General features: G+C 69.4%; 21 protein-coding genes and 1 other RNA gene. 17 read left to right on the top strand and 5 right to left on the bottom strand.

Annotated elements, in window-relative coordinates; translation table 11 throughout:
* Positions 1–123 precede the first annotated feature (123 nt).
* On the top strand, positions 124–675 hold the full coding sequence (ilvN, locus tag M9M90_RS05860) for an acetolactate synthase small subunit (RefSeq protein ID WP_254836227.1): 552 nt from the start codon (positions 124–126) through the stop codon (positions 673–675).
* A gap of 10 nt (positions 676–685) precedes the next feature.
* Positions 686–1549 carry a hypothetical protein gene (locus M9M90_RS05855; RefSeq protein ID WP_254836226.1) on the top strand — a complete coding sequence of 288 codons (864 nt, stop codon included), beginning with the start codon at positions 686–688 and terminating at the stop codon, positions 1547–1549.
* Here M9M90_RS05855 and M9M90_RS05850 read toward each other — a convergent pair.
* On the bottom strand, positions 1539–2120 hold the full coding sequence (locus tag M9M90_RS05850; protein WP_254836225.1) for an inner membrane-spanning protein YciB: 582 nt from the start codon (positions 2118–2120) through the stop codon (positions 1539–1541). The genes M9M90_RS05855 and M9M90_RS05850 overlap by 11 nt on opposite strands.
* 144 nt (positions 2121–2264) lie before the next feature.
* On the opposite strand from M9M90_RS05850, the gene ssrA reads away from it, so the two are divergent.
* From ssrA to flhA, 11 genes are all read left to right on the top strand, one after another.
* Positions 2265–2629, top strand: a transfer-messenger RNA (tmRNA) gene (ssrA, locus tag M9M90_RS05845).
* Positions 2630–2729: 100 nt separating this feature from the next.
* Positions 2730–3230: an SspB family protein gene (locus M9M90_RS05840; RefSeq protein WP_254836224.1), complete on the top strand. Its 501-nt coding sequence runs from the start codon at positions 2730–2732 to the stop codon at positions 3228–3230.
* 5 nt (positions 3231–3235) lie between these two features.
* On the top strand, positions 3236–3703 hold the full coding sequence (locus M9M90_RS05835; protein ID WP_254836223.1) for a PaaI family thioesterase: 468 nt from the start codon (positions 3236–3238) through the stop codon (positions 3701–3703).
* Between the two features lies 1 nt (position 3704).
* A complete protein-coding gene (locus M9M90_RS05830; protein ID WP_254836222.1) occupies positions 3705–4475 on the top strand; it encodes a C13 family peptidase in 771 nt (256 codons plus the stop codon).
* A gap of 65 nt (positions 4476–4540) precedes the next feature.
* The gene (locus M9M90_RS05825; protein WP_254836221.1) at positions 4541–6724 is read left to right on the top strand and encodes a serine hydrolase; all 2184 of its coding nucleotides are present in this window, start codon (positions 4541–4543) and stop codon (positions 6722–6724) included.
* 201 nt (positions 6725–6925) lie between these two features.
* Positions 6926–8587, top strand: coding sequence for a flagellar basal-body MS-ring/collar protein FliF (gene fliF, locus M9M90_RS05820; RefSeq protein ID WP_254836220.1), 1662 nt, complete (start codon positions 6926–6928; stop codon positions 8585–8587).
* Positions 8584–9609 (top strand): flagellar motor switch protein FliG, encoded by a 1026-nt coding sequence (gene fliG, locus M9M90_RS05815; RefSeq protein ID WP_254836219.1) that lies wholly within the window; start codon positions 8584–8586, stop codon positions 9607–9609. The genes fliF and fliG overlap by 4 nt, the downstream gene beginning before the upstream one ends.
* Positions 9609–10259, top strand: coding sequence for a flagellar assembly protein FliH (locus tag M9M90_RS05810; protein ID WP_254836218.1), 651 nt, complete (start codon positions 9609–9611; stop codon positions 10257–10259). Before fliG ends, M9M90_RS05810 begins: the two co-directional genes overlap by 1 nt.
* Before the next feature lie 5 nt (positions 10260–10264).
* Complete coding sequence (gene fliN / locus M9M90_RS05805) at positions 10265–10603, top strand: flagellar motor switch protein FliN (RefSeq protein WP_254836217.1); 339 nt, start codon at positions 10265–10267, stop codon at positions 10601–10603.
* A 28-nt stretch (positions 10604–10631) separates the two neighbouring features.
* Positions 10632–11999 carry a sigma-54 dependent transcriptional regulator gene (locus tag M9M90_RS05800; protein ID WP_254836216.1) on the top strand — a complete coding sequence of 456 codons (1368 nt, stop codon included), beginning with the start codon at positions 10632–10634 and terminating at the stop codon, positions 11997–11999.
* Between the two features lie 3 nt (positions 12000–12002).
* A complete protein-coding gene (gene flhA, locus M9M90_RS05795) occupies positions 12003–14102 on the top strand; it encodes a flagellar biosynthesis protein FlhA (protein ID WP_254836215.1) in 2100 nt (699 codons plus the stop codon).
* Positions 14103–14115: 13 nt separating this feature from the next.
* On the opposite strand, the gene M9M90_RS05790 is transcribed toward flhA, so the two are convergent.
* Complete coding sequence (locus tag M9M90_RS05790; RefSeq protein ID WP_256549236.1) at positions 14116–14655, bottom strand: GNAT family N-acetyltransferase; 540 nt, start codon at positions 14653–14655, stop codon at positions 14116–14118.
* Positions 14656–14770: 115 nt separating this feature from the next.
* Here M9M90_RS05790 and M9M90_RS05785 point away from each other — a divergent pair, with 115 nt between their 5' ends.
* Positions 14771–15145, top strand: a complete 375-nt coding sequence (locus M9M90_RS05785) for a DUF4282 domain-containing protein (RefSeq protein ID WP_254836213.1) — start codon at positions 14771–14773, stop codon at positions 15143–15145.
* Here M9M90_RS05785 and M9M90_RS05780 read toward each other — a convergent pair.
* The 3 genes from M9M90_RS05780 to fliI are packed head-to-tail and all read right to left on the bottom strand — an operon-like array spanning position 15135 to position 17946.
* On the bottom strand, positions 15135–16199 hold the full coding sequence (locus M9M90_RS05780) for an endo-1,4-beta-xylanase (RefSeq protein WP_254836212.1): 1065 nt from the start codon (positions 16197–16199) through the stop codon (positions 15135–15137). The two genes, M9M90_RS05785 and M9M90_RS05780, sit on opposite strands and share 11 nt — an antisense overlap.
* Entirely contained in the window at positions 16196–16612 is a 417-nt protein-coding gene (locus tag M9M90_RS05775) for a flagellar export protein FliJ (protein ID WP_254836211.1), read from the bottom strand. Before M9M90_RS05775 ends, M9M90_RS05780 begins: the two co-directional genes overlap by 4 nt.
* A complete protein-coding gene (gene fliI, locus M9M90_RS05770; protein WP_254836210.1) occupies positions 16609–17946 on the bottom strand; it encodes a flagellar protein export ATPase FliI in 1338 nt (445 codons plus the stop codon). Before fliI ends, M9M90_RS05775 begins: the two co-directional genes overlap by 4 nt.
* 354 nt (positions 17947–18300) lie before the next feature.
* On the opposite strand from fliI, the gene ctrA reads away from it, so the two are divergent.
* From ctrA to arsC, 3 genes are all read left to right on the top strand, one after another.
* A complete protein-coding gene (gene ctrA / locus M9M90_RS05765; RefSeq protein WP_254836209.1) occupies positions 18301–18996 on the top strand; it encodes a response regulator transcription factor CtrA in 696 nt (231 codons plus the stop codon).
* A 443-nt stretch (positions 18997–19439) separates the two neighbouring features.
* Positions 19440–21836, top strand: a complete 2397-nt coding sequence (locus tag M9M90_RS05760) for a M20/M25/M40 family metallo-hydrolase (protein ID WP_254836208.1) — start codon at positions 19440–19442, stop codon at positions 21834–21836.
* Positions 21837–21859: 23 nt separating this feature from the next.
* Entirely contained in the window at positions 21860–22210 is a 351-nt protein-coding gene (gene arsC, locus M9M90_RS05755) for an arsenate reductase (glutaredoxin) (RefSeq protein WP_254836207.1), read from the top strand.
* Positions 22211–22318: the final 108 nt, after the last annotated feature.

Here is a 22318-nt window from a genome sequence, read left to right as displayed (position 1 = left end):
CGGCAAAGCTTACGCCCGACGGGAGCGCCTGGCTATGGGCGAGCCGTGCGGCGCGCGCACGCCGACTTGCCCCGGCCGCGCGCATGTGAGACCTGCTCGGCGACCCGAACGAGACGCACAGCCATGACCACCGACACCCAGCCCGCCTCCGTCTACGATCTCGCCCACGAGGAAGAGGCCGAGAACCTCGCCACCTTCGCCATCCTGGTGGACAACGAACCGGGCGTCCTGCACCGGCTGGTCGGGCTGTTCGCCGCGCGCGGCTACAATATCGAGAGCCTGACGGTGGCCGAGACCGACCGCCGCGCCCACACCAGCCGCGTCACCATCGTCACCCGCGGCGCGCCGCATGTGCTGGCTCAGATCGAGGCCCAGCTCGAGAAGATGGTCGCCACCCGCCACGTCCAGGACGTGACCCGCGACCCCAACGGCCTGGAGCGCGAACTGGCCCTGGTGAAGGTCAAGGGCTCCGGCGCCGAGCGCGTGGAGGCCCTGCGGGTCTCCGACATCTTCCGGGCCAAGGTGATCGACACCACCCATGAGAGCTTCGTCTTCGAACTCACCGGGGCGCCCTCGAAGATCGACAGCTTCGTGGACCTGATGCGGCCGCTGGGCCTGGTGGAACTCTCGCGCACCGGCGTGCTTTCCATCACCAGGGGCGCGAAAGCCATGTGAGGAGGGCTGGATGGTCCGACCGGCCGCACTGCTCCCCTTCCTCCTGATGCTCCTGGCTTCACCCGCCCTTGCTCAGGAGGCGGCCCAGCCCGGCGCCGACTGGCCCTATCCTCCCCCCGACCCCAAGACCTGGTGGGACGACAAGCGGCCGAAGCTCTCCGAGGCCGCAGACCCCCTGGCTGGCCGCCGGCTCGGTCGCGGCGACCGCTTGGTCGCGATCGACAACGGCTATGACCCCCTGCTCTACCGCCTCTGGGGCCTGCAACCCCTGCAGAACCAGATTCTGTTCGGGGGCGAGATGATCCTGGAGGTGGCGGTGCGCCCCGCCTCCTCCACCCGCCAGACCCTGATCCGCGTCACCGTGCGCCGGACGGGCGACGTCTTCGTCCAGGGCCGGGCCGGACTGGGCTGCTGCGAGGCGGGGATCGCGCGGCGGGTCGGTTTCGACGCCCAGGCGCCGGGCGACTCGGCATCGCGGCTCCTGGCCCTGCGCGAACATCCTATCTGGAACGCGCCGCGCGAGGTGCGGGTCGACGACGGCTCGGGCGCGGCCGACGCCCTTTGCGTCGACGGCACCTCCTACGACCTGACCCTGATGGTCCCGGGACGCTCGCGCGCCGTCCGCCGGGCCTGTGACAGCGCGGAGGTGGGTGAGGCCGCCGACATCCTGGAGGCCGCGTTCAGCCTGGCCCTCGGCCATGAGCCGCGCTTCGACGTGATCTGGCCCGGCGGGGCGGACTTCTCCGCCGCGCGCCGGGCCTATCAGGGGCTGATCGCCGACGGGGGGCGCCTGAAGCCAGCGCCCAACGCCCGACCTCAGGCCCCGGCCTTCGAACCGCCGCCGGCCGAGGGGGAGACGCCGCCTACGCCGTGATCTCGGCAGGCTGGGCGCCGCCGCGGATGTGTCGCACGGCGATGTGGCGGAACAGCAGATACTGGCCGGCGAACAGCACGATCTTCGAGACCGGCGACCACGCCGCCATGACGCCGGCGGCGGTCTTGGCGTCGACGGTGAGGGCCAGGGCCAGGTTGAGCGCGGCGCTCAGGAACATCAGTCCGGCCCAGGCATAGCCGGCGCCCACGATCAGGCCGGCCGGGATCCGGCCGGCGGAGATCGGCGGCATGTAGCGGCTCATCCAGCCCCGCTGCAGCATGGCCGCGCCGATCACCGCATAGATGATGGTCGGCTTGATCAGGATGAAGCGCGCGTCCTTCGTCAGCAGGGTGGCTCCGCCCATCACCACGACCAGGCCCAGGCTCGCCCACTGCATGCCGCTGATGGGCATCCCGCGCAGCTTGAGGGCCGCCACCTGGGCGATCCCCAGGGCCACGCCCAGGGCGGTGGCCAGCGTGACGTTCCCGGTGGCGGCGAGCACGCCGTAGAAGAGGAAGGTGGCGGCCAGGTCGATCAGGATGGGACGGGCGGCGTGCAGAAGCGGGCTCATGTCAGGGTCCTCTTGGGGTGCGAAAACGTTGCCCAGAGGCTAGCGGAAGGCCTTGCCCAGCCCCGAATCCGTTGGCGAAGGCCGCGCGGCGACTGGCGAAATCGCCGCGTCCGTCCGCGCTTCGCGAACGGCGGATTTCCATATGGTCTTCAAAACCCGACCCATCGCCCCTATATTGGGGGTGTCGGGCTTCGGCCCGACTATGGAGATAAACGCGCACGTAATAAGCGGACTGGACCCGGGTGCGATTCCCGGCGGCTCCACCAATCTTCCCCCGGGGTTATCGCCGGAAAGTGCGGGGCCGATCAGCATCGACAGACGTGTAAAGGTGTTGCTTTCTCTCGGCGTGGCTCACCGTTTCGGGCCTTTAAACTAAATGCGAACGATAACTTCGCTGAAGAAGTCCGTTTGGCCGCGTAAGCGGTTCGATAGATTTCGACATAAACTCCTAGCGTCTTAGCAGCGTTAGGCGGGGCTCGGAGGGGGCCTTGCAACAGAACCCCTCCACTTCCTTTTCGGCGAATTCAATGCGCACCTCCGGCGCGAGCCGCCTTGCGCCCCAGCGCCGAAGCGCTACCCTCCGCGCCACAAGTGATTTCCGGAGATCCCATGGCTCAGGAGCCGCCGGCCCAAGACCAGATGCACTACGAGGCCATGGCCCAGGAGGCCCTGCGCGGCGTGGTGAAGACGGCGCTGCGCCGCGCCGCGGCGCCGGACGGCCTGCCGGGCGCGCACCATTTCTACATCACCTTCAAGACCGAGGCCCCGGGCGTCTCCGGCCCCAACGACCTGCTCGGCAAGTACCCCGATGAAATGACCATCGTCCTGCAGCACCAGTACTGGGACCTGGCGCCGGGCGAGACCTTCTTCTCCGTCACCCTGAAGTTCGGCGGCCAGCCCAAGCGGCTGTCGGTGCCCTATGCGGCGGTGACGCGTTTCTACGATCCCAGCGTCCAGTTCCTGCTGCAGTTCGAAGCGCCCGCGGGGGTCGCGTCGAGCGAGGCTCCGGCGGCCGCGCGCGGGGCCGAAAAGACTGCCGATGCATCCAATGTCGAAGTCGACCCCGACGCGCCCAATGTCGTCTCCCTCGACACCTTCCGGAAAAAGTAGGCCGCATGACCGACGTCGCCGCCGAGCCCGAAGCCCTAACCGACGAGGCCATCCTCGCGCGCTTCCAACGCACGAAGAACCAGCCCACCGGCTCCCAGACCCTGGGGTTCCGGCTAGTGGCGGTGAGCCAGGCCGAGCGCTCGGTTGAGGTGGAGTTCGACGCCAAGGCCGAGCTCCTGCTCAACCCCATGCGCCAGATCCAGGGCGGCTATATGTGCGCCATGCTGGACGAGGCCATGTCCGTGGCCTGCATGGTCGCCTCGGGCATGACCCACGTGGCGCCCACCGCCGAGATGAAGACGACCTTCTTCCGCCCCGGCGCGCCCGGAAAGCTGACAGGGATCGGCCGTGTCGCCAAGTGGGGCCGGACCATCGCCTTCACCGAGGGCGAGCTCTACGACGCCGAGGGCCGGCTGCTGGCCAAGGCCACGGGGACCGCGGTGCCCACCCCCTTCCAGCAGTACAAGAAATAGGATGGCGCCGCGCGCGGGCCTGGCCGGCGCGTTTGCAGCCCTGCTGCTGGGCTGGGCCGCGCCGGCGCTCGCCAATCCCTTCGCCGACTGGGCCGCCGTGGTGGTGGCCGGCGACTATCACGGCAGCGCCGGCGGCCCCACCGAGGCCTTCGACAACGCGCGCCGCGACGTCTCCCGGGAACTGCGGCGGATCGGGTTCGCCCAGGGCAACCTGCGCACCTTCTCGGTGCGGCCGGACCGCTACAAGGACAGCCCCCAGAAGTCCGATCCGCGGGCGATCTACAAGGCGCTGGAAGAGCTTTCGGGCAAGGCCAGGTCCGGCTGCCTGATCTACTTCACCTCGCACGGGGCGCCGCAGGGCGTGGTCATCGACAAGCAGATCCTCAGCCCCGGAATTCTCAACGCCATGCTGGACGCCACCTGCGCCCAGCGGCCGACCATCGTGGTGATGTCGGCCTGTTTCTCCGGGGTCTTCGTGCGGCCCTTGGCCGCGCCCAACCGCATGATCCTGACCGCCGCGCGACCCGACCGGACCTCGTTCGGCTGCGGCGAGGACAGCGTCTATCCGTTCTTCGACGACTGCGTGCTGAAGACCAGCCCCCTCTCCAAGGACTTCGCGGCCCTGGCCTCGTCGGTGAAGAGCTGCGTGGCCCTGCGCGAAATCCAGGAGGGCATGAAGCCGCCCTCCGAACCACAGCTGTCGATCGGGGCGGAACTGCGGCCGATGCTGCCGCTCTATTCCTTCCCCAGCGGACCGCCGGACGCCGACTAGCGCTGTCCCAAGAGGGCGCCTACAAGGGGACTTACCTGCATGAACCGGTGGGCGGAAATTCTTACATGCGTTTGACGATCAAGGCCGTTTTGGCGGCCGCCCTCACCCTGTGCGCTGGCTCCGCCGCCCTGGCGCAGGACCAGGCCGCGCCCGCGGCGCCCATCCCCGCCGCGCCCATCCCCGCGGCGCCCATCCCAGCAGCGCCGGCGCCCTATACCAGCCTGCAGCGCCCTGCCCGCCCTGCCGCGCCACGCCCGGCGGCGACCCGGCCGGCGCCCGCCGCCACGGCGGCGGCGGCGACGCCCACGGCCCCGATCGGCGTGGTCCCCGCCTTGCCGGTCACCCCCAGCGGCGCGCGCCTGGCCCCCGCCGAGACCCTGCCCCCGGCCGAACTCGAGGCCTTCGTCGACGGCGTGGTGCGCAGCGCCATGGCCCGCGACCACATCGCCGGCGTCACCGTTTCGGTGGTGCAGAACGGCCAGGTGGTCCTCAAGAAGGGCTACGGCTTCGCGAGCCTCAACCCCGCCCGCAAGGTCGATCCGGACGCCACCCTGTTCCGCGTGGGTTCGATCTCCAAGACCTTCACCTGGATCGCCCTGATGAAGGAGATCGAGGCCGGCCGCATCCGCAAGGACGCCCCGGTCAATCTCTACCTGCCCGAACGCCTGCAGATCCGCGACCAGGGCTTCCGCACACCCGTGCGGATCGTCAACCTCATGGACCATTCGCCGGGCTTCGAGGACCGTGCGCTGGGCCACCTGTTCGAGCGCAACTTCGCCCGCGAGCGGTCGATGGACGAGTATCTGCGCCAGGAACGGCCGCGGCGCGTCCGCGCTCCGGGCGAGGTCGCCAGCTATTCCAACTACGGCGCGGCCCTGGCCGGCGAGGCGGTGTCCTATGTCTCGGGCAAACCCTTCGAGCGGCTGATCGAGGAGTCGATCCTCATGCCCGCCGGCATGCGCAACACCAGTTTCCGCGAGCCGCACGAGCCGAAGTCGGGCATCGCGGGCGCCATCCCCCGCCGCCTGGCGGGCAATATCTCCGAGGGCTATCGCTGGACCCCGAGCGGCTTCGAGGCGCGGCCGTTCGAACATATCGGCCACATCGCCCCCGCCGGCTCGGCCTCGTCCACCGCGGCCGACATGGCCCGCTACATGCAGCTCCTGCTGAACGGCGGCGTGATCGACGGCGCGACCATCTACGGCCCCGGCGCGGCCCAGGCCTTCCGCACCCCGCTGCGCAAGACCCCGGCCGGGATCAGCGGCTGGCGCCACGGCTTCATCGAATACAGCCTGCCCGGCGGGCGCACCGGCTTCGGCCACGCCGGCGGCACCCTGTCCTTCCTGTCGAACATGGTGGTCGTGCCGAATCTCGGCCTGGGCGTCTTCGTCAGCACCAACACCGAGACCGGCGGCGATCTGGCCATGGGTCTGGCCGGCCAGGTGGTGGGCCAGTTCTACGCCCCACCGCAGGCCTATCCGCGTCCCGGTTCGGAGGCGTTGAAGGACCAGGCTCGCGCCTTTGAGGGTTACTATCTGGGCACCCGCCGCGCCTATCGCGGCCTGGAGTCGATCGTCGGCCTGGCCACGGGCGGGACCACCGTCAAGGTCGACGGCCGGGGCCGTCTGGTCACGACGAACTTCCTCGGCGCCAAGACCTGGGTCCCCGAGGGCGATCTCGCCGAGGGCCGCTTCATCTCCACCACCGGCTCCGAACACCTGGCCTTCAAGATGGGCGACGACCGCGCCAAGAGCTTCCAGGGCGCCTTCGGCGACCAGACCTTCGAGCGGGCCGGCTTCTGGAAAAATCCCTCCACGGCCATGACCTTGGCGATCCTGACCGGCGCCGCCGCCGCCGCGACCCTGGCCGGCATCTTCCTGCGCAACCGCCGGGAGTTCCGCGAGACACCGGTGCAGAGCCGCGCCAGCCTGATCCAGAACATCCAGGCCGCCCTGTGGCTGACCATGCTGGTCCTGTTCGGGCTGTGGGCCTCGCGCACCGGCGACATCGCCAATGTGATGTACGGCTGGCCGGGACCCTTCCTGTTCATCGCCTCCGCCTGCGCCCTGGTGGCCGCGGCGCTCACCCTGGCGACCCTGCTCCTGCTGCCGGCCATCTGGCGCGGCGGCCGGCGGGTGGATTCCTGGACGCCGCTGCGCAAGCTCGCCTTCTCGGTGACGGTGCTGCTCTATTCCGCCTTCGCCGTGGTGCTGTGGTTCTGGGGCGTCCTCAGCCCCTGGAGCGGCTGATTCGGCGCCTGGGCGGGAATTCATGAACACGGGCCCGCGCCGCCCGAGGCGGAAATAAAGGTTACTGAATAAATTCAGTACGATTTGCCGCCGCCTTCACCACGGCTTTAAACGCGTCGTTTACCAAGCACTGGGTAAATCCTGCCTAGCGGCGGGCGGCTTTCTGCGTTCGTCCCGCGTATCTCGGGAAGGACGCCCGCGTTGAATAGCTTCGTCGCCGCCCTGCAGAAGTTCGGAATCGGACGGCTGGCGGCCATCCTGGGGATCGGAGCGGGCGTCGCCGCGGCGCTGTTCGCCCTGACCATGGGATTGGGCGAACCCAAGGCGCTGCTCTATTCGAACCTCGACCTGAAGGAAGCCGGCTCGATCACCGCGGCCCTCGACCAGGGCGGCGTCAAGTACGAGGTCAAGGGCGACGGCTCCACCATCATGGTCCCGCGCGACGAGGTCGCCTCAACGCGCCTGATGCTGTCGGGCAAGGGCCTGCCGACCTCGGGCTCGGTGGGCTACGAGATCTTCGACGGCGGCAACACCATGGGCCAGACGGACTTCGTCCAGCAGCTCAACCGCCAGCGCGCCCTGGAAGGGGAACTGGCCCGCACCATCCAGAGCCTGGACGGCGTGGCCTCGGCCCGCGTCCACCTGGTCCTGCCCAAGCGCCAGCTCTTCGAGGAAGAGGCCGAGCAGCCCTCGGCCTCGGTGAGCATCGGGGTCGGCGGGCGCGAGCCCAGCCAGGACCAGGTCCAGGCCATCCAGAACCTGATCGCCAGCGCCGTGCCGAACCTGAAGCCCGGCCGCGTCACCGTGGTCGACCAGCACGCCAAACAGCTCTCGGCTGGCGAGGACGGCTTCGCCGGCCAGGCCGCCGACGGCCGCCGCAGCGAGGTCGAGCAGCGCATCGCCAAGACCGTCAAGGGTCTGGTCGAGGGCGTGGTCGGCGCCGGCAAGGCGCGGGTCAATGTCACCGCCGATCTCGACCTCGCCCGGGTCACCGTCCAGCAGGAGACCTTCGACCCGGACGGTCAGGTGATCCGCTCGGAATCGACCAACGAGGAGAGCGCCAAGGAGAACGCGGCCGACGCCAACGGCGGGGTCTCGGCCAGCGCCAACATCCCCACCGGCGCCGGCGCCAATGACGAGGGCCTGACGGGCTCCACCAGCGCCACCACCACCTCGACCACCAACTATGAGATCTCCAAGACCACGCGGACCGAAGTCAACGAGCCCGGCCAGGTGAAGCGCCTGTCGGTCGCCGTGGCCATCGACGGCGCCACCGCGCTCGGCGCCGACGGCAAGCCCGGCGCCTACACCCCGCGTTCGGCCCAGGAGATGGCCCGCATCGAGCAGCTGGTGCGCACCGCCGTCGGCTACAACGCCGACCGCGGCGACCAGGTGACCGTGGTCAATGTCCGTTTCCCTACCGTCGCCGACGCGGGCGGCACCGAGGCGGCCAATCCGCTGATGGGCTTCGACAAGAACGACATCATGCGCGCCGTGGAGCTGGCGATCCTGGCCCTGGTCGCCATCCTGATGATGCTGTTCGTGGTCCGCCCGCTGCTGCGCAACAGCGGTGGGGGCGGTGGCGGCGGCCGCTCCCTGTCCCACCTGACCGCGGCCGGCCCGGGCATGACCCGGGTGGTGACCACCAATGACGGCCAGCAGATGCAGGTCCAGGTCGATCCCGCCACCGGCCAGGCCCTGGCCCTTCCCGGCCCGGGCAACGAGCTGGAGCAGCGCATCGACATCGCGCGCATCGAGGGCCAGGTGAAGGCCTCCTCGGTCAAGCGGGTCGCCGAGTTCGTCGACAACCATCCCGAGGAGTCGGTCTCGCTCCTGCGCACCTGGCTGCATGAGACCACATGAACGCCAGGCTCAAGACCATCAGCGATCCAGCCCGATTGAGCGGCCCCGAAAAGGCCGCGGTGATCCTGCTCGCGCTCGGCGAGGATCACGGCACGATCTGGCAGCAGCTCGACGAGGAGGAGATCAAGGAGATTTCCCAGGCCATGGCGGGCCTCGGGAATGTCTCAGCCTCGGTGGTCGAGCAGCTCCTGGTGGACTTCATCTCCGGCATGTCCGGCGCCGGCGCGATCATGGGGTCGTTCGAACAGACCCAGCGCCTGCTGGCCGCCTTCCTGCCGGCCGACAAGGTCGACACCCTCATGGAGGAGATCCGCGGTCCGGCGGGCCGCACCATGTGGGACAAGCTCGGCAACGTGAACGAGGCCGTGCTCGCCAACTACCTGAAGAACGAATACCCCCAGACCGTCGCCGTCGTGCTGAGCAAGGTGAAGTCCGAGCACGCCGCCCGCGTCCTGGCCGCCCTGCCCGAGGATTTCGCGCTGGAATGCGTCACCCGCATGCTCCGCATGGAGCCGGTGCAGCGCGAGATCCTGGACAAGATCGAACAGACCCTGCGGACCGAGTTCATGTCGAACCTGGCGCGCACCTCCAAGCGCGACAGCCACGAGATGATGGCCGACATCTTCAACGCCTTCGACCGCCAGACCGAGGCGCGCTTCATCGCCGCCCTGGAGGAGCGCAACCGCGAGAGCGCCGAGCGCATCCGCGCCCTGATGTTCGTCTTCGAGGACCTCAGCAAGCTCGATCCCGGCGGCGTCCAGACGCTGCTGCGCGGCTGCGAGAAGGACCAGCTGGCCCTGGCGCTCAAGGGCGCCTCGGACGGCCTGCGCGAAATGTTCTTCTCCAACATGTCCGAACGGGCCGCCAAGATCATGCGCGAGGACATGGAGAGCATGGGCCCCGTGCGCCTGCGCGACGTCGACCAGGCCCAGATGGCCATGGTCCAGGTCGCCAAGGACCTCGCCGCCAAGGGTGAGATCATGCTGGCCGGCTCCGGCGGCGACGATGAGCTGATCTACTGATGGCCGACGCACCCCACCAGAGGTTCGGCTTCGACACCGTCTTCGACGGCGCCGGCGACGTCGCCTACGCCCCGCCGCGGCCCAAGCGCCTGTTCACGATCGAAGAGGTCGAGCAGGTCCGCGCCATGGCCTTCGGCGAGGGCGAGGCCCAGGCCCTGGCCTCCATGGCCGCGCTCCAGGCCCAGGCGCTCTCCAGCGTCGCCGCCTCGGTCGTCGCCGCCTTCCCCAAGCTGGCGGGCGTAGCCCACGACCACCGGGTGGCCTCGGCCGAGCTGGCGCTGGCCTGCGGCAAGGCCATCGCCGACGCGGCGCTCGCCAGGTTCCCCGAGGCCCCGATCCGGGCCGCCATGGAGAACCTCGCCCGCGAGATCGAGGCCGCGCCGCGCCTGATGGTCGCCGCCGCCCCCGACCTGGCCGAGAACCTCCAGGCCGTGCTCGAAGAGGCCGCCCAGGCCATCGGCTACGGCGGCGCGATCCAGGTGCGCTCGATGCCCGGCATGGCGCCCGCCGCCTTCACCCTCGATTTCGGCGACGGGGCGGCGGCGTTCGACCCCGCCGCGGCCGCCGTCCGCGTCGCCGCCGCCCTCGACGCAGCCCTCGCGGCCGAAGGCCTGCACGCCGAACCCCTCATTCCCGGAAGCGAGAGCTGACAGCCATGTCCGACACCGAACTCAAGCTCGACGAATTCGCGCCTTCCGAAAACCCGATGGCCGAGATGTCCATCGAGATGGAGGAGAAGACCGGCACCGATCTGCAGGCGGTATACGACGTCCCGGTCTCGATCTCCGCCGTGCTCGGCCGCGCCAGCATGTCGGTGGCCCAGCTCCTCCAGCTCCAGTCCGGCAGCGTGCTCGACCTGGACCGCAAGGTCGGCGAGGCCATCGACATCTACGTCAACAACCGCCTGGTCGCCCGGGGCGAGGTCGTCATCGTCGACGACCGCCTGGGCGTGACCATGACGGAAATCATCAAGGACGGCGACGCCCAGGTCTGAAGCCTAAGCGTCGAAGGGAGATACGAGTATGCGGCTTCTGGTCGTCGGTAAATTGAACGGACAGCTCTCCACCGCCGTGAAGATGGCGATGGCGGCGGGCGCCAAGGTGAGTCACGTCGAGACCATCGCCGCGGCCACCCACGCCCTGCGCGCCGGTCAAGGCGCCGACCTGCTGCTGGTCGACTACGAACTGGACATCGCCGCCCTGATCGAGGCCAACGAGGCCGAGCGCATCCGGGTGCCGGTGGTGGCCTGCGGCGTCGACGCCGACGCCAAGAAGGCCGGCGACGCGATCCGCGCCGGCGCCAAGGAGTTCATTCCCCTCCCGCCGGACGCCGAGATGATCGCCGCCGTCCTGGCCGCGGTCTCCGACGACGACAAGCCGATGATCGTGCGGGATCCGGCCATGACCGCCATCCTCGCCGTCGCCGACCAGGTCGCCCCGTCCGAGGCCTCCATCCTGATCACCGGCGAGAGCGGGTCGGGCAAGGAAGTCGTCGCCCGCTACGTCCACCAGAAGTCCCGGCGCGCCAGCCGGCCGTTCATCTCGGTCAACTGCGCCGCCATCCCCGAGAACCTCCTGGAGAGCGAACTCTTCGGCCACGAGAAAGGCGCCTTCACCGGCGCCGTGGCCCGCCGGATCGGCAAGTTCGAGGAGGCCTCGGGGGGGACCCTGCTGCTGGACGAAATCTCGGAGATGGACGCACGCCTGCAGGCCAAGCTGCTGCGCGCCATCCAGGAGCGCGAGATCGACCGCGTGGGCGGCTCACGGCCGGTCAAGGTCGACATCCGCATCCTGGCCACCTCCAACCGCGACCTGGCCCAGGCCGTGAAGGACGGGACGTTCCGGGAAGACCTGCTCTATCGCCTGAACGTCGTGAACCTGCGCCTGCCGCCCCTGCGCGAGCGCCCCGGCGACGTGGTCGCCCTGGCCGAGTTCTTCGTGAAGAAGTACGCCAAGGCCAACGCCGCCCCCGAGCGGCCGCTCTCGGCCGAAGCCAAGCGCCGCCTGGCCGGCCATCGCTGGCCCGGCAACGTCCGCGAGCTGGAGAACGCCATGCACCGCGCGGTGCTGATGGCCTCGGGTCCGGAGATCGAGGAAACCGCCATCCGCCTGCCCGACGGCCAGCCCCTGGCCCCGCCGGACATGGCCAGCCGCGCGGCGTCCCACGCCGCGGTCGCCGCCGAGGCTGTCACCCGCTCCTTCGTCGGCCAGACGGTGGCGCAGATGGAGCAGCAGCTGATCATCGACACCCTCAGCCACTGCCTTGGCAACCGCACGCACGCGGCCAACATCCTGGGGATCTCGATCCGCACCCTGCGCAACAAGCTGAAGGAATACACCGAGGCCGGGGTCTCCGTGCCCGCCCCGCAGATGGGCGCGAGCGCGGCCTAACCCATGGCCAACGCAGGATCATACGTCGCCGAGCGGCCCTCCCCGCGCCAGATGCTGGGTTGGCTGATGAAGGGCGAGGTGGCGATGGCCGTCGGCGTCATCGGCATCGTCATCCTGCTGATCCTGCCGATCCCGCCGTTCCTGCTCGACATGCTGCTGGCCATCTCGATCATCACCTCGGTGCTGATCCTGATGACCTCCCTGCTCATCAAGAAGCCCCTGGAGTTCACCGCCTTCCCGACGGTGCTGCTGGTCACCACCCTCTACCGGCTGGGGCTGAACATCGCCTCGACCCGGCTGATCCTCGGCCATGGCCACGAGGGCGCCCACGGGGCCGGCAAGATCATCGAGGGCTTCGGCAATCTGATGATGGGGGGCAACTTCGTCATCGGGGTGATCGTCTTCGCCATCCTGGTGATCGTGAACTTCGTGGTCATCACCAAGGGTTCGGGCCGGATCGCCGAAGTCGCCGCCCGCTTCACCCTCGACTCCATGCCCGGCAAGCAGATGGCCATCGACGCCGACCTGTCGGCGGGGCTGATCGAGGAAGACGAAGCCAAGACGCGCCGCAAGGAGTTGGAGCAGGAATCGACCTTCTTCGGCGCCATGGACGGCGCTTCGAAGTTCGTGCGCGGCGACGCCGTCGCCGGCCTGATCATCGTGGCCATCAACATCATCGGCGGCATCCTGATCGGGGTGGTGCAGCACAAGGTGCCGCTCGGCCAGGCCGCGGCCACCTACACCCTGATGACCATCGGCGACGGCCTGGTCAGCCAGATCCCGGCCCTGATCATCTCGATCGCCGCGGGCTTCCTGGTCTCCAAGGCCGGCGTCGACGGCTCGGCCGACAAGGCCCTGGTCACCCAGCTGGCCATGAACCCCATCGCGCTGGGCATGGTCGCCGCCTCGGCGGGGGTCATCGCCTTTATCCCGGGCATGCCGATCATCCCCTTCGCGGCGCTGGCCGCCGGCGCGGGCTACCTCTCCTGGCGCCGGTCGCAGGACGCCCAGGAGGCGGCCTACAACGCCGTCGAGCTGGTGCCGACCACCGCCCCGGTTGCGCCCGAGGACGAGCCGATCAGCTCGTCCCTGGCCATCGACGAGATCAAGATCGAGCTGGGCTACGGCCTGCTGCCGCTGATCAACGACATGGAGGGCCGCCGGCTCACCGACCAGATCAAGGCCCTGCGCCGCACCCTGGCCGCGGACTTCGGCTTCGTCATGCCCGCGGTGCGCATCCTCGACAACATGCGCCTGCCCTCCCAGGGCTACATGATCCGCATCAAGGAGATGGAGGGCGGCCAGGGTGAGGTGCGCCTGGGCGCGCTCATGGCCATGGACCCCTCGGGCGGCCAGGTGGAGCTGCCGGGCGAACACATGCGCGAGCCGGCCTTCGGCCTGCCCGCCACCTGGATCGACGACAACCTGCGCGAGGAGGCCACCTTCCGCGGCTACACCATCGTCGACCCGGCCACGGTGCTCACGACCCACCTGACCGAGATCCTCAAGGAGAACATGCCCGACCTGCTCTCCTACGCCGAGGTGCAGAAGCTGCTGAAGGAGCTGCCGGGCGAACAGAAGAAGCTGGTCGAGGACCTGATCCCCAGCGTGGTCACCGCCACCACCCTGCAGCGCGTCCTGCAGGCCCTGTTGCGCGAGCGGGTCTCCATCCGCGACCTCCCGGCCATCCTGGAAGGGGTCGGCGAAGCCGCCCCGCACACCCAGTCGATCGTGCTGCTTGTGGAGCAGGTCCGCTCGCGCCTGGCCCGCCAGATCTCCTTCGCCCACCGCGGCGACGACGGCGCCCTGCCGATCATCACCATGTCGGCCGAGTGGGAGAACGCCTTCGCCGACGCCCTGATCGGGACCGGCGACGAGAAGCAGCTGGCTCTCGCCCCCTCACGCCTGCAGGACTTCATCCGCGGCGTCCGCGAGAGCTTCGAGCGCGCGGCCCTGGCCGGCGAGAGCGCGGTGCTGCTGACCAGCCCGCAGATCCGGCCCTATGTCCGCTCGATCATCGAGCGCTTCCGCGGCCAGACCCCGGTGCTCAGCCAGAACGAGATCCATCCCAAGGCCCGGCTGAAGACCGTGGGTTCGATCTAGGCCCCAGTCCTTGTCAGGCCATCGGCTTGACGAAGACGAACTGGTCGCCGGCGCCCTCGTCATGGCGGCGGCCGGTGTCGACGAAGCCGATCTTCCGGTAGGCGGCGATGGCGGCGGTGTTGCGCTCGTTGACCGCCAGCATGAGCTGCGGCTGAATCGGCCGCTCGCGGGCGAACCAGTCCTCCAGCAGGGCGATGCAGCGGCGCCCGACGCCCTGGCCCTGCATGCCGGGCCGGACCCGGAAGTTGTGCAGGCTGACCGTGCCGGGCGGCGCCCAGGGCGGCCGGCGCAGGCCCTCGCGCAGGACGAAGAATCCCACCACGCCGCGGTCGTCGGGGGCGATCACCGCGAAGCCCTGCTCCAGGCCCACCGCGTCGGGCTCGTTCAGCCGGCCGAACACCTCGTCCAGGGTGCCAGCGAACTCTTCCTGTTCAGGCGGCAGGCTGATCTGCTCCACGAGCTCGCGATCCGCGCCGGAGATGGGCTCCAGACGCCATTCGGCGATGTCTTTGGTTGTTGTTTCCTCTCCCATGGGGCGGAGGCTAACACGCATTGGGCGACAAATGTCAGGCGCCCCGCGACGTCTGCCCCGTTGCAGGTCGGCTTGGCGGCTGGTAGCGGTTTGGCCCCAGGGTGACGATTGTCCGTCGCCGAGCGTTGGATGACGAATGCGGCCACCTGCTTTCAAGACCCGGAACGGCGTGGGCGGGACCATCTTCTGGGACCTGCTGACCTTCGAGAAGCTGATGACCAACCAGGTCATCCACCTGATCTATTGGGCGGGCCTGGGCGTCATCGCCCTGGTGGCCTTCGGCATGGTGGGCGCCGCGGTCGGCGTGGCCCTGCGCGAGGAAAGCTGGATCGGCGTGATCCTGGCCATCCCGGTCCTGGTGGCCGGCGTGCTGGTGGTGGCGGCCCTGGTGCTGCTGTGGCGCTCGTTCTGCGAGCTCTATGTGGCCCTGTTCCGTCTCAGCGACGATCTGCACGCCATCCGCCAGGCCACCGACGCCGATCAGGCGCGCGGCACGACGCCTAGGCCCTGAGCCCGCCGATCCAGGCGGCCGCGGCCGCCTTGGGCCGGCCCGCGTCGTCGAACAGCAGCGGCGCGTCGGCCGGGTTCTCCCGCTTCAGCCACGAATCCTTGTCGCGCAGCCCCCAGTGGGTGAAGGCGAAGCGCTGGGCCGCGGGCAGGCTGGAGAAGGCCTCCGCGGCCTCGGCATAGAGCCGCGACTGGCCGGCCGGCAGCTTGTTGCGATCCTTCAGCACGCCCCGCGAGCGGGTCAGCGAGACGTCCATCTCCGAGACGTGGACGGCCAGGCCCAGGCTCGCCAGGTCCTTCAGCGCCCTGGTGATCTCGCCGGGCGCCAGGTCGGCGGCCAGGTGGGTCTGGGTGCCCACCCCGCCGATCGGGGCGCCCGCCTTCAGCAGCGCCTCCACCAACTTCATGAAGGTGGCGCGCTTCTTCGGCAGATTTTCGAGATTGTAGTCGTTGAGGAACAGCACCGCGTCCGGGTCGGCCTCGCGGGCGTGCTGGAACGCCAGCACCATGTGCCGCAGCTTGCCGAGCTTCTTCGACCACAGGCTGTCGCGCCAGCCGTTCCCGTCCTCGGCCACCGCCTCGTTGACCACGTCCCAGCCCACCGCCTGGCCGCGATAGCGTCCGGCGACCGCCAGGATGTAGTTGCGATAGGCGTCGGCGAATTTCGCGCGCTTCTCGTCCAGCCGCTCGAAGGCGCCGGGAACCTGGGCGTACCAGATCAGCGTATGGCCGAAGAGCCGCATGCCGTTGGCCTTGGCGAAGGCCGCGATGCGGTCGGGCGCCTCGAAGCGGAAGGAGCCGTCGTCCTTGACGATGTACTCCATCTTCATCTCCCACTCGGGCGTCACCTGGGAGATCTGGGAGGCGATCAGCGGCACGAGGCTGGGATCACCCAGCTGCTCCTCCTGCACGCAGACCCCCACCGGGAAAGCCGCGGCGCTACGCAGGGGCGGAATGGCGACCGGGGTCTGCCCGCCTGGAATTTGGGCGTCGGCTCGGCGGTCGCAGGCGGCGAGCGCCAGCCCGCCGCCCAGCACGATCCGCCGATCGAGGGTCACCGCCCGCCTGCCGCGGCCCGGCGCAGGCCGAGCTCGTCCATGGCGGCGGTCTCCAGCCGGGCGCGTTCCTTGAGGTCGGCCAGGCGCATGCGCTCGGCCACCTGCTCGTATTTCTTCTGTTCCTCGAAGGCGAGCGCCAGCGCGTCGCGGGCCCCCTCCTCCTCGACGGCGATCCGGTCGATCTCCGCCTGGGCCAGCCCCTTGCGGGTGCGCAGCCCCTCCAGGAAGCCCAGCTGGTACCAGCCGTGTTCGGCGTCCTGGCGGCCCTTCTCGGCCTCAGCCTCGCCCTCGGCCTCCAGCAGGACAAGCTTCATCTCCGCCTGCATCCGCCGGTCGGCGATCTCCGCCAGGCGCTTCTGCAGCACCTCGACCTCATAGGTCGAAAGCTTGATCAGGGATTGGGCCCAGCTCATGTCGCTTCACTCATCAGGATCTGCGACAGGGCCTCGAAGCTCTCGTCGATGGTCGAGCTCTCGTCCTTGTCCTGGGCCAGGAAGGCTTCCAGCGCCGGATTGAGCTGGATGGCGCGGTCCACCTGCGGGTCGGCGCCGGCGCGATAGGCGCCGATGCGGATCAGTTCTTCCATGTTGGCGTAGGCCGATAGCGACTGGCGGGCCAGCTTCACGACCTCGCGCTCATGCGGCTCGTGGCAGCCCGGCATGGTCCGGCTGATGGACTTCAGGACATTGATGGCCGGGAAGCGGCCGCGCTCGGCGATGGCCCGCTCCATGACGATGTGGCCGTCGAGGATACCGCGCACGGCGTCGGCGATGGGCTCGTTGTGGTCGTCCCCGTCCACCAGCACGGTGAAGAGGCCGGTGATCGGCGCGGCCGTGGTGCCGTCGGGCCGCACCGGCCCCGGGCCGGCCCGCTCCAACAGCTTGGGCAGCTCGGTGAAGACGGTCGGCGTATAGCCCTTGGTGGTCGGCGGCTCGCCGGCGGCCAGGCCGATCTCGCGCTGGGCCATGGCGAAGCGGGTGACGGAGTCCATCAGGCAGAGGACCTCCAGGTCCTGGTCGCGCAGGAACTCGGCGATGGCGAGCGTCATATAGGCGGCCTGGCGGCGCTTCAGCGCGGGCTCGTCGGAGGTGGCGACCACCACGATGGCGCGCTTCAGGCCCTCCTCGCCCAGGGTCTCCTCGATGAACTCGCGGACCTCGCGGCCCCGCTCGCCGATCAGGCCCACCACGACGGCGTCGCAGTCGGCCTCCTTGGCCAGCATCGACAGCAGCACCGACTTGCCGACCCCGGAGCCGGCGAACACCCCTAGGCGCTGGCCGCGGCAGCAGGTGGTGAAGACGTTCATCGAGCGCACGCCCAGGTCCAGGCGCGCGCCCACCCGGCCGCGTGCGTGGGCGGCCGGCGGCGCGGCGCGCAGGGCGTAGGGGACGATGCCCTGCGGCAGGGGGCCCTTGCCGTCAATGGGCTCGCCGAAGGCGTCTATGATGCGGCCGAGCCATGCGGTGGTCGGACGCACGGCCGAACCCATGGGCTCGATGCGGATCTCGGCGCCCGGCGCCACGCCCTCCACCGGGCCGAAGGGCATCAGCAGGGCGCGGGTCTCGCGAAAGCCCACCACCTCGGCGGCCAGGGGCTTGTCGGCGCGGCGTTCGATCTCGGCGCGGGCGCCCACGGCCAGGCGGGTCAGTCCGCCGCGGGCCTCGATCAGCAGGCCGTTCACGGCCGCGACGCGGCCGGAGACGGTCAGGGGATCGATCCGCTCGACGGCGGCGACGAGGCTACGCAAAGGCTGGAATCCCAGGGCGGAGTTGAGCAGGCCGAGAATCCGCCCAACGCCGTTAACCCGTGATGAAGATTCAACCGCGACTGTGCCGCGCAACGTCTGGGACGCGTTAAAATCGCAAGCTTGGCCGGAAGAGCCATTCGTTAACGATGTCTAATCACAAAAGATTCAACGCCCCTGCGACTCCCTGTCCAACGCCCGCCCTTGCTGGCGATTCCCAAAACGCGTTAACGATTCTCGCAGAGGCCTTTCACTATTAACCGGTCTTAAATTAACTCGCTGGCAAGTTAACGGCGAGGGTCGAGGCGGATTCCCAGATTCCCGGGGAAACTAGCGCTACCGTTCGAGGAGGAACAGATGCGCGTACTATTGATTGAGGACGACAGCGCCACGGCGCAGAGCATCGAATTAATGCTCAAGTCCGAAGGCTTCAATGTTTACACAACGGACTTGGGTGAAGAGGGCGTGGATCTCGGAAAGATCTACGACTACGACCTGATCCTTCTAGACCTTAACCTGCCCGACATGAGCGGCATGGACGTGCTGCGCACCCTGCGGGTGGCGAAGATCAACACCCCCATCATGATCCTGTCAGGCACCGCCGAGATCGACACCAAGGTGAAGACCTTCGGCGCCGGCGGCGACGACTACATGACCAAGCCGTTCCACAAGGATGAGCTGGTCGCCCGGATCCATGCGGTGGTCCGTCGCTCCAAGGGCCACGCCCAATCGGTCATCAAGACCGGCGACATCACCGTCAACCTCGACGCCAAGACCGTCGAGGTGAACAACAGCCGCGTCCACCTGACCGGCAAGGAATACCAGATGCTGGAGCTGCTCTCGCTCCGCAAGGGCACGACGCTCACCAAGGAAATGTTCCTGAACCACCTCTATGGCGGCATGGACGAGCCCGAGCTGAAGATTATCGACGTGTTCATCTGCAAGCTGCGCAAGAAGCTGGCCGCGGCCGCCGACGGCAAGCACCACATCGAAACCGTCTGGGGCCGCGGCTACGTGCTGCGCGACCCGCAAGAGGGCCAGGTCGCGGCCTGAGAGCCCCGCCCACACCTCTGAAAGACCCGAACGCCCGCCGCTCCTTCCGGCGGGCGTTTTCTTTTTGGCTTCCCCGTCCCCGGGCGCCGCGATCACGTCCCCTCCCCGCTCGGGGCAGGGTGATCGCGTGTGAGGGACTTGAAGATGCTCCCCCTCTGGGGGAGCTGGCCCGAAGGGTCTGAGGGGGACTTTGACTCCTGCTGAGACCAGTCGAACCTCCGTAGAAGCGCATTCTAGTCCCCCTCACCCGGCCATTCGGCCGGGAGCTCCCCCAGAGGGGGAGCATCTGACCACCGTGCCGCTCCGACCCTCGGCCATAGGCCTGCAATTCGAGGAAGCAGACGAAGCCGAGCCGTATGAGGCTCTCTTCTCCGCCCTCGCTTCGCTTACGGGGAAGGAACCGCTAGGTTGCCGCCCAATGACATCGCTGGGGAGGCGAGGCCGTGGGAAGACTGATCGCGCTGGCCATCTGCCTGGCCGTCGCCCTGGGCCTGGCCTGGCGTTCCGAGCAGACGCCGTCGCCCGCCCCGGCCACCGCGCCCCAGGCCGAGTTCTCCGCCTCCCGCGCCCTGCCCGACGTGGTCGCCATCGCCGCGACGCCGCACCCCATCGGCTCGCCGGCGAACGCCAAGGTGCGCGACCACCTGCTCCGCCGCATGTCCGCGCTCGGCCTGGAGACTGAGGTCCAGGTCGCGGACGCCGCGGCCCGCCACCAGTTCGGCGAGGAGGTCTATGTCATCGGCGGCCGGGTGGAGAACCTGATCGGCGTCCTGCCAGGCGCCGACCGCACCGCCCCGGCCCTGGCGATCATGGCCCACTATGACAGCGTCCCGGGCTCTCCCGGCGCGGCCGACGACGCCACCGGCGTGGCCACGGCCCTGGAGGTCGTCCGGGCCCTGAAGACCATGGGCCGGCCCGCCCGCGACGTGGTCCTGCTGATCACCGACGGTGAGGAGGCGGGCCTGCTGGGCGCCGAGGCCTTCTTCGCCGACCACCCGCTGGCCAGGCGCATCGGCTTCGTCATCAACATGGAGGCGCGCGGCGGCGGCGGCCGGGCGCAGATGTTCCAGACCGGCGCTCAGAACGGCCAGGTGATCGACCTCTTCCGCAGGACGGCGGTCTCGCCCGCCTCCTCGTCGCTGACGGTGTTCCTGTATGAGCAGATGCCCAACGACACCGATTTCACGGTCTCCAAGGCCGCCGGCGTGTCCGGCCTGAACTACGCCTTCATCGGCCGCCAGTTCGACTACCACTCGCCGACCTCGACACCCGAGAACCTGGACAAGGGCTCGCTGCAGCACATGGGCGTCCAGGTGCTCTCGGCGGCCCGGGAGCTGGCCTTCGCCGAGGCCCTGCCCGGCAAGGCGGCCGACCTGGTCTACGCCAACACCTTCGGCGACCACATCCTGGCCTATCCCCAGCCCGTCGGCTGGGCGATCCTGGGCCTCGCCGCCCTCCTGCTCGGCCTGGGCGTTTGGCAGGCCCGGCGCGCCGGCGCGCTGCCCTGGCTGGACGTGGCCAAGGGCTTTGGCGCCGCCCTCTACCTGATCGCGGTGTCGGGCGCGCTGCTGCGCCTCGGACGCCGGGCGACCGGCGCCGATTTCGGCTTCATGGAACAACGGGTGCTGCTGGCCCAGGTCAGCCGCTGGGAGGTCGCCGTGCTGATCCTGGGCGCCGGCGCCCTGATCACCGCCGCCGCGGCGGCTGGACGCGGGCGCATGCGGCTGGCCGCCGCGGTCCTGGCCCTCGCCGCGGGCGTGGGATGCTCGATCTTCGCGGGCTGGGACCCGATCGGCGCGGGCCTGGGCGCCGCGGGCGCCGTGCTGGCCCTGGCGAGCTTCGGCCGACCGACCGGGGTGGCCGGCGCCTGGACCGGCCTGCTGGTCAGCGGCCTGCTCGTCGCCATCGGGCTGCAGGTGGTCGCCGCCCCGGCCGGCTTCCTGGTCGCCTGGCCCTTGACGGTCGGCGCCCTGGCCGGGGCCGTGAGCGCGCTCGGCGTGCGGCGGTCGGGGGCCAGCTTGACGCTCATGGCGGCGCTCGGGGCCTTCGCGCTGAGCTGGCTGCTGGGCTTCGGCCACGGCATTTTCCAAGGCCTGGACCTGCCCGAGCTACTGGCCTTGATCGTCTGGCTGGCGGCCATGGTGATCTGGCCCCTGGTCCAGCCGCTGGAGAATGAGAAGAACGCCCGCACCCTGGGCCTGGCCGTCCTGCTGCTGGGCTTCGTGGTGGTCGCCGTGGCGCGTCACGACCCACCGTGGAGCGCGCGCCATCCACGGGCGAGCCAGGTGCTCTACTATGTGGACCTCGACGCCAAACGCGCGCTGCGGGTCAGCCGTACGCCCGACATCACGCCCTGGGCGGCTCAGGTCCTGGCCGCCGACGGCGGCGAGATCAGCCGTGAGAAGCTGCCGCTCATCTATCGGCGCGAGCTGCGGGTCGCGCCGGCCAGGCTGGTCGAAGTGGCCAGCCCCACCCTGGCCTTCACGGGCGGGGCCGACGGCGGCAAGACGCTCAGCCTGACCCTGCCTCCCGGCGCGCGCGTTGCATCCCTGGACCTGAAACCCTCCACGGCGCTGACCGGGGTGAGCGTGAACGGCCGGCCGGTCAAGGCGATGGAGAAGGCCGGTCAGTGGACCCGGATTCGCTGGCAGAACGCGCCGCAGGGCGTGAGCATCGGCTTCCGCGCCGCCGGCCCGGGCGGGGTGGAGGTCCGCTACGCCACGATCACCGAGACCTGGCCGGCGGACGCTAAGCCGCCGCCGCCCAGGCCGGCGGACGTGATGGCCTTCGACATGGACGGCGCCACGGTCGCGGCGGCCTCTCGGCGGTTCACCTGGTAGGCCGGGCGGGCTAGAAGGGGCGGATGAGCGACATCGTCATCTATCACAACCCCGACTGCGGGACCTCGCTCAACACCTTGGCCCTGCTACGCGACAAGGGCCTGGAGCCCACTGTCGTCGAGTACCTGACCGCCGGCTGGAGCCGCCAGCAGTTGGAGGCCCTGACCCGGAGGATGGGGGTCAGCGCCCGCGAAATCCTGCGGGAACGCGGCACACGGGCCGTGGAGATGGGTCTGACCGACCCCTCGACCTCCGACGAGGCGATCATCGCGGCGATGATCATGGACCCGATCCTGGTGAACCGCCCGATCGTCACCACGCCCAAGGGTGCGGCGCTGTGCCGTCCTGCGGAACTGGTCCTGAGTCTGCTCTAAATGGTCCGCGCGAATCCGTCGCGCCGGTCACGAAAAAGACTTACCGGGAATTAACCAAACCCGTTGACGATGTGGAGGCCCGGGACACGCTACCCTGCCGCCGGACAC

Origin of the sequence: Phenylobacterium sp. LH3H17 (genome assembly GCF_024298925.1) — a bacterium.
In the GTDB taxonomy this organism is placed as follows: Bacteria; Pseudomonadota; Alphaproteobacteria; order Caulobacterales; family Caulobacteraceae; genus Phenylobacterium.
This window is presented reverse-complemented; position numbering and strand designations above follow the sequence as displayed.